The following is a 13,472-nucleotide window of genomic DNA, read 5'->3' as shown; positions in this document are numbered from 1 at the left end:
GGAGTTTTTCTATGCGCTGGAGCAATCATCTCGCTCAGCTTTGTGTATGTGCCAGTGCGATGCTGGTTCCGTTTGTTGCCCAGGCAGCTTCGGAAGACGACCCTTGGGAAAGCATCAACCGCCCGATCTACAAATTCAACGACGTGATCGACACCTATGCACTGAAGCCTTTGGCCCAGGGCTACCAGTTCGTGACGCCGCAGTTCCTCGAAGACGGCATCCACAACATGTTCCGTAACGTCGGTGATGTAACCAACCTCGCCAACGATATCTTGCAGGCCAAGCCAACGGCAGCCGGTGTCGACACCGCACGTTTGATCTTCAACACCACCTTCGGCCTCCTGGGCTTCTTCGACGTCGGTACCAAAATGGGCCTGCAGCGCAACGATGAAGACTTCGGCCAGACCCTGGGTTATTGGGGCGTGGGCAGCGGTCCGTACGTGATGCTGCCGCTCCTGGGCCCAAGTACCCTGCGTGACGCGCCATCGAAGTACGTCGATAGTTACACCGGCCCGTACCGCTACATCAATGACATTCCGGTGCGCAATTCGGCTTTCGGTCTGAACATCGTCGATACCCGAGCGAGCTTGTTGTCCTCGGAAAAGTTGATCACTGGCGACAAGTACACGTTCATTCGTAACGCTTACCTGCAAAACCGTGAATTCAAAGTGAAGGATGGCCACGTCGAAGACGATTTCTGATCCTGGCCGGTAGAACGAAAAAGGCAGCCTTCGGGCTGCCTTTTTTCGTCTGGTACGGGGTTACTTCATCTTGAGGATTGTAAGGCCAAGTTTCTGGCCGCCCTCGTGCTGTTCCTTCACCCACACCACTTCGGTATCGGCTTCGAGCCCTTTGAGCGCAGCGTGCTCGGATTCGATACGCACTCTGAGCCGATCACCTGACTCGAACAAGCGCGGCGCCTGCAGTTGCATGCCGCTGCTGGAAAGGTCTAGGCAGACAGCTGGCACCTCATCCCCCTCATGAATCAGCGACACATCGGCATCGACCCGCATGCGGATGAAGTCGCGCTTTTCGCTGTAGTCCCGACTGGTTTGACTCATGGCTATGATCCTTCCGTTGAGTTACGGTTTTGATGGTTCTTATAACTCCTGGTGCTTTGAGGAGTGTAGACGTCAAGCGACCATCGGCGTGAGCTTGAAACGCCTCGCGGATGGGAGTACCGTCTGCGCCTTAGAAGGGCACCTCTGGTGTACATGTGTGTAGGGCAAATGCTCGAAAACGGTGCGACAGAGAGGCTAGAAAGCGAATCCAGTAGTATGAGCCGGGCCAAAACCCGAGCCGCTACGCCAACCTAATTCTGGCGCCGTTTGCCCACATGCCAAAAACCAGTGCCACGCTGCTGATAATCGATGATGACGAAGTAGTGCGCGCGAGCCTCGCCGCCTATTTGGAAGACAGTGGTTTCAGCGTCTTGCAGGCCAGCAATGGCCAGCAGGGTCTTCAGGTATTCGAGCAAGACAAGCCCGACTTGGTCATCTGCGATCTGCGCATGCCGCAGATGGGTGGACTCGAACTCATTCGCCAGATTACCGAGCTGTCGCCGCAAACGCCGGTGATCGTGGTGTCCGGGGCCGGAGTGATGAATGACGCGGTCGAGGCGTTGCGCCTCGGCGCGGCGGACTACCTGATCAAACCTCTCGAAGATCTGGCTGTGCTCGAGCACTCTGTGCGTCGGGCCCTGGATCGCGCGCGCTTGCTGCTGGAAAACCAGCGTTACCGCGAGAAGCTGGAAAAGGCCAACCGTGAGCTCGCCGCCAGCCTGAACCTGCTCCAGGAAGACCAGAACGCCGGTCGACAGGTGCAGATGAACATGCTGCCGGTCAGCCCTTGGGCCATCGACGAGTTCAAGTTTGCTCACCAGATCATCCCGTCGCTGTACCTGTCGGGTGATTTTGTCGACTATTTCAGGGTCGACGAGCGTCGGGTTGCGTTCTACCTGGCGGACGTTTCCGGACATGGCGCTTCTTCAGCCTTCGTCACCGTGCTGCTGAAATTCATGACCACGCGCTTGCTGTTCGAGTCAAAGCGCAGTGGCACTTTGCCGGAATTCAAGCCTTCAGAGGTGCTTGGTCATATCAACCGGGGCCTGATCAGTTGTAAGCTGGGCAAACACGTCACAATGGTCGGTGGAGTCATCGACGAGGAGACAGGTTTGTTGACCTATAGCATCGGCGGTCATTTGCCGTTGCCTGTGTTGTACACACCCGACAGTGTTCGTTATCTGGAAGGGCGTGGACTGCCGGTAGGCCTCTTCAATGAAGCCACCTACGAAGACCACGTGCTGGAGTTGCCCCCGACGTTCAGCCTGACGCTGATGTCTGATGGCATTCTGGACCTTTTGCCAGAACCCACACTCAAAGAAAAAGAAGCTGCGTTGCCCCAACGGGTCAAGGCAGCGGGCGGCAGCCTGGATGGTCTGCGGCAGGTTTTTGGATTGGCCACGCTAGGGGAGATGCCGGATGATATCGCCCTGTTGGTGTTGAGCAGGAATCTTTAATGAGTACCGGTAGAATCCAGTTCGCCGAGCAGGACGGCACCTTCGTCCTCAAGTTCGTCGGTGAAGTTCGCCTGACCCTGTGTTCGGCGTTGGATGCGACTATTGAGAAAATCTTCACCGCGATGAATTTCAACGCGATCGTGATTGATTTGACCGAAACCCGCAGCATCGACAGCACCACCCTTGGCCTGCTGGCCAAGCTGTCGATCCTGTCGCGGCAAAAGGTCGGCCTGCTGCCGACCGTCGTCACCACCCACGAAGACATCACCCGCCTGTTGCAATCCATGGGCTTCGAGCAGGTGTTCAACATCGTTGACCAGCCTGTGGCATGCCCGGAGTGCCTGGACGACTTGCCGGATCAGGATCAGTCCGAAGAAGTGGTGCGGATCAAGGTGCTTGAAGCGCACAAGATCCTCATGGGCCTGAACGATTCCAATCGCGAAGCGTTCCATGACCTGGTGAATGCGCTGGAGCGGCATTGATCCCAATGCGAAGTTGGCTGTACTCGCCTCTTCGCGGGCAAGCCCGCTCCCACAGGTCCTTCGTTTGACTATTTAACCTGGCAGCCCACAAATCCCTTGTGGGAGCGGGCTTGCCCGCGAAAGCGTCAGCCCAATCTCCACATCTCCCAGCGCGAAGCCAACCCATCGCGCAGCAGACACAAAAAAGGGCGAACCCACCAGGGTTCGCCCTTTTTGCATTTCCGGCTCAGATCACAGCTTGGCCTGCAGCAACGCCTCAAGCTTCTCCTGGTCCCGGGCAAACTGACGAATCCCTTCAGCCAGCTTCTCGGTCGCCATGGCATCCTCGTTGGACAACCAGCGGAACTGCGCTTCGTTGAGATTCAAGCGCGCCTCACCGGCATGACCCGGCACCAGTTTGCGTTCCAGCTTGCCGGTATCCGCCGCCAGCTTGTCGATCAAGTCCGGGCTGATGGTCAAGCGATCGCAACCGGCCAACTGCTCGATCTGGCCCAGATTACGGAAACTGGCACCCATCACCACGGTTTTGTAATCGTTGGCCTTGTAGTAGTTGTAGATGCGCGTCACCGACTGCACGCCCGGATCGTCCGCGCCGGTGTACTCGTTGCCGGTGGCCTTCTTGTACCAGTCGTAGATACGGCCCACGAACGGCGAAATCAGGAACACCCCGGCATCAGCACAGGCAGCGGCCTGGGCGAAGGAGAACAGCAGGGTCAGGTTGGTCTGGATGCCTTCCTTCTCCAGGATCTCGGCAGCACGGATGCCTTCCCAGGTGGAAGCAATCTTGATCAGCACGCGGTCGCGACCGATGCCGGCCTTTTCGTACAGCTCGATCAGACGATGCGCACGCTTCAATACGGCGTCAGTGTCGAACGACAGGCGCGCATCCACTTCCGTGGAAATGCGACCAGGGATCACCTTGAGAATTTCCTGCCCCACCGCGACGCCAAAACGGTCGCTGGCCAGACCTACATCGCCCTTGCAGTCGCTGACACAAGCATTCAGCAACTCGGCATACCCGGGAATGGCCGCTGCCTTGAGCAGCAAAGAAGGGTTGGTAGTAGCGTCCACCGGTTTAACACGAGCGATCGCTTCGAAGTCACCGGTGTCGGCAACCACGGTGGTCATTTGTTTGAGTTGTTCCAGCTTGGAAGTCATGGGCGTGCTCTGTCCTATGGGTCTGATGACATTACCCGAGCGCTGACAGCCGCTCAAGGGTGTGTGCGTGTATCGGTGGCTCCGGGGGCAACTACCTGAAAACAGGTGTTTGAATGGCGAAGCGCGGTATCCGTAGATAGGAACCCAATCGGGCGATCAGGTTCAACTCATCTGACGGTTAGCGCCCGGCACAAATTATCTGGCTCCAGGATTCTTTTCGAACTTTCGCAATAGTTACTTGTTTTAGCGATATTGTTAAAGTTTAACTAGTTTGGTAGCGGTCTTGATAATTGTTATAAAAAGTCGATTAAGTTGCCGGTGACAAGTCAGTGCGTAAACATATGTTATTTGTTGAGGGTGTGATCGTTAGAATACGTCCAATAAAGGCATCGGATAAAGTGTAATGTGATAATAGTAAGTGTCTGCTTGGTAGAAACGACTTCACAAAGTGAAGAGGTATATGTTTTTGGATGCGTTTGATGATTTGATGCTTGGCTACGCACTAAAAAAGTTAACCGACGTATTTGAAGAGGTAATGGAAAACTCGAAAAGCACTTCTTCAGATAAGACAACGGGCGTACTGGACAGCAGCCAAACTAAAACCGCAAAAAGACTTCCCGTCTGGCTGGGGCGCGTGCGAGTCAATACGCCCTATCAAGTGACTCATGTATTGATCGATCAGATGCACGCTTCTCGAAAGCTCAACCGCGACCAGCGCTTCGCTGCACAAGTTGCCTTGCTTGAGGCGCTGGTGGAGGAGGGGCTGGCGATGCACGTCGCGAGTTATTCGGTCGCCATCGTTGAGAAACGTCTAAAGTGCTTTTTGGATCGCTGAATTTTTACCCCCTGAGCACCTGCTCCTATTCAAACACTAGAAGTCTGCATGAGGCGTGAGGAAGTAGATTGGAGTCAAAATTTTACATCGCTCAATACGCCGGCATCACCGTCATGTTGCCCGCAGCGCTGGTTGTCGCCGGTTGGTTATGGTGCACAGCATCAAGAAAACTCGCCCTCCTATGGCTAGGTGTGCTGTCCGCAGCCTATTTCGTCGTCGGTCTCAGTAAAGTGCTTTTCAAGGGCTGGGGAATTGGCCTGGAAAGTCTGGATATCGCAGTCATCAGCGGCCACGCGATGAACGCCTGTCTGGTGTCGACCGTTGTCCTGAGTTTGCTTTTGCGCCAACTGGATCACCGCCTTCGATGGTTGGCACTGGGTGCGGGTCTGCTGTCGACCTGGTGGTTCAGCGTCCAGTATGTCGCGCAGTCGATCCATCCTCTGTCGGAAGCTGTTGCGGGAGCGGTTGTCGGATCAGCAGCGGCCTGTGTGTTTCTTTACAGGCTGGAGAAAAAGCAAGTCCGTAAAATCCCCCCGCAGGCCCTGGTGCTGGGGCTAGCGATCATCATGTTGAGTACGAGCATTCCAAAGTATACGGCTGAGGGGGCCTTGAACTCGATTGCTGTGGCTCTGTCGGGGGCGGAAAAGGCGGTTATACAGCCTCATTGGCGCACTTCTGCCAAGGCCTCACGGTTGTAAAGTTCAGCTTGATAGCGACTCCTGGCAAAAGGGCGGTATCAGAACTCACTACTGCTTTTCTCATCAATCCGAGCCAGCAGCTCTGCCGTCTTCAACTGCATCAGCTCAACATCGCCACGACTCTCTACGTTCAGCAGGATTTCCGACCGCGTCTGCGAGATATGAACCTTGAAGCGCCATTCTGTGAAAGTCAGGCTGAGGCCGTCAGTTTCGTCCGTGTCCAGCGCTTTACTGGCATACAGCGACCGAAGATGCTCCAGTGCGGCAATCGGATTGGCGGTCGCACATCGAATCCACCCCGAGGAAGGAAAAAGCCCGATGCGCTCCACCAACAACCTTGGTTGTGGTGAAGAGGAGGAGGGAGCTCTTTCGTAAGTCCGCAACCAGGCCATCAATCCACTATTGCCCTCGGTGAGCTTCTGCCCCAAAACCATATTGCCGGGTGCAAAAGGGTCCAGCGATTTATAGACAACGTCGATGGGTGATCTGGAAGCGTTCATAGTGGTCTGCCTTGCAAAAGGTTTATGGCCGCTCAGAAACGCGGCACCCAAGAGCTGAGAAATACCGTTTACAGGCCTTTCTTATACAAATTCTCAAAACAGAAATTGGTTGCGTCGATGTAGCCTTCCGCGCCACCGCAGTCGAAACGATTACCCTCGAATTTGTAAGCCAGCACACAGCCACTCTGTGCCTGCTTCATCAACGCATCAGTAATCTGGATTTCCCCGCCCTTGCCAGGCTCGGTATCGGCAATCAAGTCAAAGATGTCGGCCGTCAGGATATAACGACCAATGATCGCCAAGTTAGACGGAGCATCTTCCGGTTTAGGCTTTTCAACCATGCTGTTGACCCGATAGATGCCTTCGCGAATCTGCTCACCAGCAATAATCCCGTACTTGTGCGTCTGATCGTTGGGCACTTCCTGGATCGCCACGATCGAACAGCGGAACTGCTTATAAAGCGCAATCATCTGAGACAGCACACCATCGCCGCCGAGGTTCAAACACAGGTCATCAGCCAGGACCACCGCAAAAGGTTCGTCACCAATCAACGGACGGCCAGAGAGAATGGCATGCCCAAGCCCTTTCATCTCTACCTGGCGGGTGTAAGAGAAGGTGCACGTCTCCATCAGCTCGCGAGTGCTCGACAGAAACTTTTCCTTATCACTGCCGCGGATCTGATGTTCCAGCTCGTAGCTGATATCGAAGTGATCCTCCAAAGCCCGTTTGCCACGACCGGTAACGATAGCCATGTGCTGAAGGCCTGCGTCCCGAGCTTCCTCTACGCCGTACTGGATCAGCGGTTTATTCACAACCGGCAGCATTTCCTTGGGCATTGCCTTTGTGGCAGGCAGGAAGCGAGTGCCGTAGCCAGCGGCGGGGAATAGGCATTTACGGATCATGAGAAAGTCCTGTATTAAAAATTTCGGTATAAATTGAATTCAACAATCAGCCACCAAATGAGTAAATTTACTTGGGGGCAAAAAACTGATGCAGCTTGCATACAAATTTATACTGTGACAAAGAAAAAAACATAAATAGTTATTTATTGTCGTGATTTCGCATGTGATGTTATTTGCGACGCGGAAATTGATTTGAGTTGCGTGCCTAGTGATTGGCGATCATTTCGGGGGAGTACCAAAAACGTCAATATATGATTATCCAATCGATTAATCATGGCTAATTGGCTAAAATTTGGCGGGATCAGGTGTCGAAGGATGGCAGTTTTAAAAGAGATTCCAAATAGTGTGTGATTATCACGATAAAAATCACTGTTAATTACGAGAAAGTAGATTTTTTTTAACATTCATGAGCCTATTGCATGATTTGCCAATATGATGTACGTAAAAAGCAGGCGCAATCGAACAGCAAACGCGAAATTTCTGATCTAAAGATATGCTGGATGAGGCTTGGGATGTAGAGAAGTGTGAATGCATTGAAATGTGCTGCTTTGAAAGCAAATATGATAGTTTGAAATGTGGAACATCTGAGAGGCAGTTTTGTGACTCGTGTTTAAATGACAGATTGCAGAAACTATTATCCGTTATCGGCCTCGGATAAGCACTTAAAATCCATTTCATTGTGATTGTCGGGAAATAAAATGATCGCTGAAAAAACAATCGATAAACTCAAGGTTGGAGATGTTCATCCAATGGATCAAGAGCTATTAGATGTGAAGAGTTTCTTGGTTCAAGAAGGCATCTGGTTCAAAGAAAATTACGAGATAAAATACGATACATATTTTAAGTCCGGTGGTTTGGTTAAGCTTTTTATCTGCCCTCAATCACGAGAGAAGATGAAGTTGGCAGTTGGAAAATTAATTGGAAAAAAGGTTGCGTATAAAGTTATTGGGTTCACATCCAATATACTTCTCTTTGATGAGATTGAGTATTCTGTAATTTTATCCACTAAAAATCTAACCAGTATTAGAAAGTGTGAAGGTGTCGTCGAGGTCGATAGCGGCTATTCATTGCAGGATTTTGTTCGTATTGCTGTGCTTGAAGAAGCAGACGGTTTTGAGGGGCTGGAAGGAATCCCAGGAAGTATCGGCGGTGGGGTGTGCATGAATGCTGGTGCATACGGATATGCAATATCTCAGAATATTATTTCAGTAGATTGCATAGATGAAAATGGAGAGCTAATAACCCTAACAAAGGAAAATTGTGAATTTAGCCATCGAAAATCTCGCTTTCAAAGTAATGATTTTATAATTCTTTGCGCTCGATTTAAGTTTGTTAAGGGGAGAGTAGAGGAGATAGCAGATAATATTGAAACATTCCATATTGCACGCCACTCGTATCAAGAGTTTGTGTACCCTAATCTAGGGAGTATGTTTTCAATTGGAGGTGATCCATATGGCGCACTATTGAAGCACGACGGAAGGTTAGAAAAAATCATCTACTATGCATTTAAGTTGCTTTATAAAAACCCGTTGATGAAGTTTGTGAACAGAAAAAAACCTAGAAATACAGCAATGAACAATTTGTTTTTGGATAAGTTCAAGCATACTCAATATACCCCGTCCAATAAAAGTCTGAATATATTGATTAACGATGGAAGAACCTCGGTTGAGTCGCATCTGAAATATATTCTAGAATTTGAAAAACGACTGGGTGACCGATTTAGTATAGAAAACGAAATGATTGTCGGGCCCGCATATCGGGTGGCTGATGATTTTCAGTCGAATCACCAAAAGATAACCAGCTACTTAAAATTTAAATGCCTTCAATGATCTATAGGCCGGGCATCTCGAGCCCGGCATTACTCGTTAAAGGTGGATTTCCAAAAAACTTCAGTCGCATTTTATTATTTTAGATATTTTTTAATTCCCTCCAGGTATCTAAATTGGTATTTTTTTGTTGGTTCGATATATGATCCTTCTCCGTATTCATTCCAGCAGCAAATAACAACTGAGTTTAGCGTCTGATTGGGGTATCTATTTAAAGTGCTCTTAGCTTTTTGTAAGTGCTCATAAAAATTCTCTGGTGTGCTTACTGACCGATCATGGATTGGATCGGCACTACCACCCCATGGGGATCTGTCCCAACCTGAAGTCAGTGGTAAGATGTAGGGAATACTACTTTTGCTTATAATTCGCTTCCATGATTGAGCATAACCAGCGGCAAGATCTGGATAGCTAGTAGATAGCTTTCTTCTGGCGCTTTTTTCAGCGGATCCAAGGTGGTAGTTGTAAGCGGATAGAGCATCATAGGTATTCCCTAAATCTGTGAAGTCCAAGCGTTTTTTATCCGCTGACGCAGAACCTACGAAATATATACCTTTATACCCGGCTTTAACTGCTGCCGCACGGGCCCGCCTAAGCAACTCTTTAGGTGTTGCGCCAAACGTTTTTGCGTCAGCGCTTAGTCGATCATGGGAAAACACATAAACAACCGGTGTATCATTGATTCTTTTATATCGTTCGTTGCTAAAATAATGAGTGATCCAGTAGTTTATGATTTCGTCGAATTGCTTGTAGCTAACAGGTGTGCCGGAGTGATTAGCCCAGAGTAGAGAAAACTCAATCGAGGAAGGGCTTGAATTTCTCATAAACGAGTCAATCGCATAAGTGGTGTCCTGTACACCGCCATTCTTTTCCCAGTACCAGTCATAAATAACATAATCAATTCCATATTCTTTCATCCATGCAGTATACGTTTTTGTATATGTGTCAGTTCCTTCCTTGTACCACCCCAGTAATGGTTCTCTCTCTGGATAGGGTTTGATTTTTCCCCAAGAGTCAACGGTCGTTTTGTTCCATCCAGGGTAATAGAAAACACCGACATCTGTCGCAAAAGTAACATTGGCGTATAACATCAAAAAAAAGGATAGTGTCAGGACGGGATATTTCATTACGGTACCTATAAGATAGTCTTACTAAAATTTTGACAAAATAACCAAGTCGATACCACTTGCAAATGTAGACAAAGACTAACGTGTGGTATGAGTTACAATTTGAGTAGCCAATATTTGGTACTTACGTTCTTTTTGCATTGTCAGGTACGTGCAAAATTTGGTGTTCGTTGTAATTATTTGATAAGTTTAACTGTGCTATCAAGACCTATGCGCTCAATTATGACGTTTGAAAATATCTCCTGCTAGGCAAAAATGTTATTTACAAGTCCAGCATGTAAAGGAGGAGGCTGTGGTTAACGTTAGAATGTTATTTTTGGTCACGTACAATTTCTCGCGTTATGCATAATTCCATGATAATAATTGCAATGCTTTTGGTTGCTGAAAACTTTCTTTGTTTTGCGATCCGGAAGTGCTGAGTGCTAACTGTCTCTAGTTGGTAGTCAAGTGTCTTGCAGTTTAAGGTACATGGTTATGGTGTTTTGTTTGTGATGAAAATGTTATCAAAAAGACGAGGGTGATGAACTTGTTTAAGCGAATTCTAATCGTCTGCATCGGCAATATTTGTCGAAGCCCTACAGCGGTAACCCTATTCCGTGAGGCGATGGCTGGAACGGAAATAAAAATTGATTCGGCCGGGCTAGCTGCCGTAAAAGACCATCCGATGGAAGCGCTGGCTAAAGTTGTGCTTGAGGAGCATGGGCATACTCCTATTGATCATTTTGGGCGTCAGCTAACGAAGGAAATTGTCGCAGAATCAGATCTAATTTTGGTGATGGAGAAACATCATCTTGATGGGGTATTTAGCATCTCTCCTGAGGCCCGTGGAAAGGTTTTTCTTTTGGGCAAATGGCAGAATGATCGTGAGATAGCTGACCCTTATCGTCAAGGCAAGCCCGCGTTTGTGCATACCTATGCACTAATAAACGAAGCGTCGCATGCATGGGCTCTACGTTTTGCACGTTAATTGTTTAATTTGAATTGAACTAGAGGCATAAAAGCAATCTTATGCAGCAACAAGCACCGATAATCCAAGTAAAAAATGACGAAAATGATGAAATTGATCTTCTTGGTCTTATTGGTAGCCTCATAGACCATCGATGGTTGATTGCCGCGATTACCGGCACGTTTATGGTTGTTGGGATCGCTTACGCATTTTTAGCCGTCCCAATTTATCAAGCGACTGCGATGCTGCAGGTTGAAGCAAAAAAGAATGACGTTTTAGGGTTTTCCGATGTCAGTAGTATGCTTGGAAAGGAATCACCCTCAGCGACAGAAATTGAGCTAATTAAGTCTCGTTCGATAATTGGTAAAACTATCGATGATTTAAAACTTGATATCATAACTGAGCCGAATTATTTTCCAGTATTTGGAGAGTTTCTCGCGCGGAAGTTTCGCAGTTCTAATCCTGGACAACTATCCCCGGCTCTATTCGGTCTCAATAGCTTCGCTTGGGGTGGGGAGACATTGAAAATATTTAAACTGGAGCTTCCTGATGATCAACTAGGAAAAAATTTAACTCTGGTTGCAGGAGAGAGTGGCAGTTTTACTCTGTTTGATGAAGATGACAATGTGCTAGCAGTGAGTGAGGTCGGAAAGGACTTCGATCAACATGGTGTAAAAATTCAAGTTGAAGAAATGCGCGGTAATCCTGGCACTCAATTTTGGGTGACTCGCAATCCCAGGCTTACGACAATCCTCGACTATCAAGACGCACTTGATGTGGCTGAACGTGGGAAAGATTCCGGAATTATCGGACTTTCCCTAGAAAGTAAAGATCCAAGTCTAGCCATTCTCACGCTAAACAAAGTTACTGACTTGTATGTATTGCAGAATGTTGAACGGACCTCAGCAGAAGCTGCCCAGAGCTTGGAGTTTCTTAAAAAACAGCTTCCTCAAGTTCGTAAGGATTTGGATAGAGCAGGAGACGCGCTAAACAAGTATCAGATCAGGCAAAAGTCGATAGATATCACTTTGGAAACAAAGGCGATTTTGGATCAGATTGTCTCTATAGATACAAGTATTTCGGAGTTGAAGTTGCAGCAAGCGGAGATGGATAGAAAATTTACGCCACAACATCCTGCTTATCGCGCTCTTCTATCTCAGCTGGCTGAACTTAATGAGAAGAAAAATGGGCTAGCAACCAAAGTAGAAAATTTACCTGCGACTCAACAAGAGTTGTTGAGCCTCACGCGGGATGTAGAAGTCGGGACTGCTATATATACTCAGCTTCTGAATAAGTCCCAAGAATTAGATGTAATGCGTGCGGGTACAGTTGGAAACGTCCATGTTATCGACACTGCAGATGTGAATTTGCGTAAGCCGGTTAAACCTAAGCGGTTGCTAGTTGTAGTAGTTGCAACATTGGCCGGTGCCTTTATTGCAATTTCAATAGTGCTCGTTCGTAGATCCCTAAACCGGGGATTAGAAAATCCTGAATCAATTGAACAATTTGGTCTGCCGGTATATGCGTCAATTCCATTTAGTATCTTGCAGAAGACGGAAGAAGATAAGTTTTCGCGATCAGCTGATCGTTCATCAAGAAAAGCATCATTGCTCGCCTTAAGTCATCCAACAGATCTTTCTATTGAGGCGCTTCGCAGCTTGCGCACAAGTTTGCACTTTGCAATGTTGGAGTCCAATAATAATAGACTAATGATATCTGGGCCAAGTCCCCAGGTTGGCAAAACATTCGTGTCCGCAAACTTGGCTGCAGTCATTGCTCAGTCAGGGCTGAGAGTATTGTTAATAGATGGAGATATGCGTAAGGGGTATCTGCATAAAGTTCTTGGATGCACTGAAAAGGATGGGTTATCAGATCTGTTAATCAAGAGATGTGATTTAGCGAAAGCCATTAGAAAAACCGCGTCAGAAAATTTTGATTTTATCAGCCGCGGGGAGATTCCTCCCAATCCCTCAGAGCTTTTAATGCATCAAAATTTCACCGATCTGTTGGATAGTGTCGGAAGCTTGTATGACTTAGTAATAATTGATACGCCGCCAATATTAGCTGTGACTGATGCTGCTATTGTAGGTCGTCAATCTGGCACTAGCTTGATAGTTACGCGCTCTGGGCTGACGTCGGCTAGGGAGATTGATTTGACGGTGAAGAGATTTGCACAGAATGGTACATCGGTTAAAGGTGCAATTTTCAATGGTGTTCAGAAAAAAGCATCCGATAAGTACGGTTATACTAATTATGGATATTATCATTATCAATACACTTCGGATGGTGCTTGAAAAGTAAGGAGGAGAGAAAAGACAAGAAGGATAGTCAACCATGCGGGTTGTCAGTGTAACAATAACCCGCTAGGTGTGTGTTAGTGAAATGCACAAGTGCAGTGGTGTAATAACTAAATTTATGGCTCTCTTCACGCCCTCAGGAATATGTCGTTAAATCCTGGGGCGGTAGCGTGGTGTAATAGTATT

13 protein-coding genes are annotated in these 13,472 nt (G+C 48.2%); 8 read left to right on the top strand and 5 right to left on the bottom strand.

Annotation, left to right across the window (positions count from 1 at the left end):
• Positions 1–11 precede the first annotated feature (11 nt).
• Entirely contained in the window at positions 12–701 is a 690-nt protein-coding gene (locus GPL81_RS02405; protein ID WP_160105046.1) for an MlaA family lipoprotein, read from the top strand.
• A gap of 60 nt (positions 702–761) precedes the next feature.
• Here GPL81_RS02405 and GPL81_RS02400 read toward each other — a convergent pair whose 3' ends face one another.
• Positions 762–1,061: a PilZ domain-containing protein gene (locus GPL81_RS02400; RefSeq protein ID WP_160105045.1), complete on the bottom strand. Its 300-nt coding sequence runs from the start codon at positions 1,059–1,061 to the stop codon at positions 762–764.
• Positions 1,062–1,336: 275 nt separating this feature from the next.
• Here GPL81_RS02400 and rssB point away from each other — a divergent pair, with 275 nt between their 5' ends.
• Together rssB and rssC are read left to right on the top strand one after the other, a co-directional pair.
• A complete protein-coding gene (gene rssB / locus GPL81_RS02395) occupies positions 1,337–2,518 on the top strand; it encodes a two-component system response regulator RssB (protein ID WP_096512628.1) in 1,182 nt (393 codons plus the stop codon).
• The gene (rssC, locus tag GPL81_RS02390) at positions 2,518–3,000 is read left to right on the top strand and encodes an anti-sigma factor antagonist RssC (RefSeq protein ID WP_096512627.1); all 483 of its coding nucleotides are present in this window, start codon (positions 2,518–2,520) and stop codon (positions 2,998–3,000) included. Before rssB ends, rssC begins: the two co-directional genes overlap by 1 nt.
• A 231-nt stretch (positions 3,001–3,231) precedes the next feature.
• On the opposite strand, the gene tal is transcribed toward rssC, so the two are convergent.
• Positions 3,232–4,158 (bottom strand): transaldolase, encoded by a 927-nt coding sequence (tal, locus tag GPL81_RS02385; RefSeq protein WP_096512626.1) that lies wholly within the window; start codon positions 4,156–4,158, stop codon positions 3,232–3,234.
• Between the two features lie 466 nt (positions 4,159–4,624).
• Here tal and GPL81_RS02380 point away from each other — a divergent pair, with 466 nt between their 5' ends.
• On the top strand, positions 4,625–4,993 hold the full coding sequence (locus tag GPL81_RS02380; RefSeq protein ID WP_160105044.1) for a hypothetical protein: 369 nt from the start codon (positions 4,625–4,627) through the stop codon (positions 4,991–4,993).
• A 68-nt stretch (positions 4,994–5,061) separates the two neighbouring features.
• Entirely contained in the window at positions 5,062–5,691 is a 630-nt protein-coding gene (locus GPL81_RS02375; protein ID WP_425502501.1) for a phosphatase PAP2 family protein, read from the top strand.
• 38 nt (positions 5,692–5,729) lie between these two features.
• Here GPL81_RS02375 and GPL81_RS02370 read toward each other — a convergent pair whose 3' ends face one another.
• Both GPL81_RS02370 and galU read right to left on the bottom strand, forming a co-directional pair.
• Positions 5,730–6,191: a phosphohexomutase domain-containing protein gene (locus tag GPL81_RS02370; RefSeq protein ID WP_160105043.1), complete on the bottom strand. Its 462-nt coding sequence runs from the start codon at positions 6,189–6,191 to the stop codon at positions 5,730–5,732.
• 68 nt (positions 6,192–6,259) lie between these two features.
• Positions 6,260–7,093, bottom strand: coding sequence for a UTP--glucose-1-phosphate uridylyltransferase GalU (gene galU, locus GPL81_RS02365; protein WP_160105042.1), 834 nt, complete (start codon positions 7,091–7,093; stop codon positions 6,260–6,262).
• Positions 7,094–7,791: 698 nt separating this feature from the next.
• Here galU and GPL81_RS02360 point away from each other — a divergent pair.
• Complete coding sequence (locus GPL81_RS02360) at positions 7,792–8,922, top strand: UDP-N-acetylmuramate dehydrogenase (RefSeq protein WP_160105041.1); 1,131 nt, start codon at positions 7,792–7,794, stop codon at positions 8,920–8,922.
• A 74-nt stretch (positions 8,923–8,996) separates the two neighbouring features.
• On the opposite strand, the gene GPL81_RS02355 is transcribed toward GPL81_RS02360, so the two are convergent.
• Positions 8,997–10,043, bottom strand: a complete 1,047-nt coding sequence (locus GPL81_RS02355; RefSeq protein WP_246218873.1) for a glycoside hydrolase family 99-like domain-containing protein — start codon at positions 10,041–10,043, stop codon at positions 8,997–8,999.
• Between the two features lie 526 nt (positions 10,044–10,569).
• Here GPL81_RS02355 and GPL81_RS02350 point away from each other — a divergent pair.
• Positions 10,570–11,010, top strand: coding sequence for a low molecular weight protein-tyrosine-phosphatase (locus tag GPL81_RS02350; RefSeq protein WP_178122557.1), 441 nt, complete (start codon positions 10,570–10,572; stop codon positions 11,008–11,010).
• 41 nt (positions 11,011–11,051) lie between these two features.
• The gene (locus GPL81_RS02345; RefSeq protein WP_160105039.1) at positions 11,052–13,283 is read left to right on the top strand and encodes a polysaccharide biosynthesis tyrosine autokinase; all 2,232 of its coding nucleotides are present in this window, start codon (positions 11,052–11,054) and stop codon (positions 13,281–13,283) included.
• Positions 13,284–13,472 lie beyond the last annotated feature (189 nt).

The sequence above is a fragment of the Pseudomonas izuensis genome, assembly GCF_009861505.1.
Lineage (GTDB): Bacteria > Pseudomonadota > Gammaproteobacteria > Pseudomonadales > Pseudomonadaceae > Aquipseudomonas > Aquipseudomonas izuensis.
The sequence above is the reverse complement of the archived record's forward strand: the minus strand, read 5'-3'. Positions and strand labels throughout refer to the sequence as shown.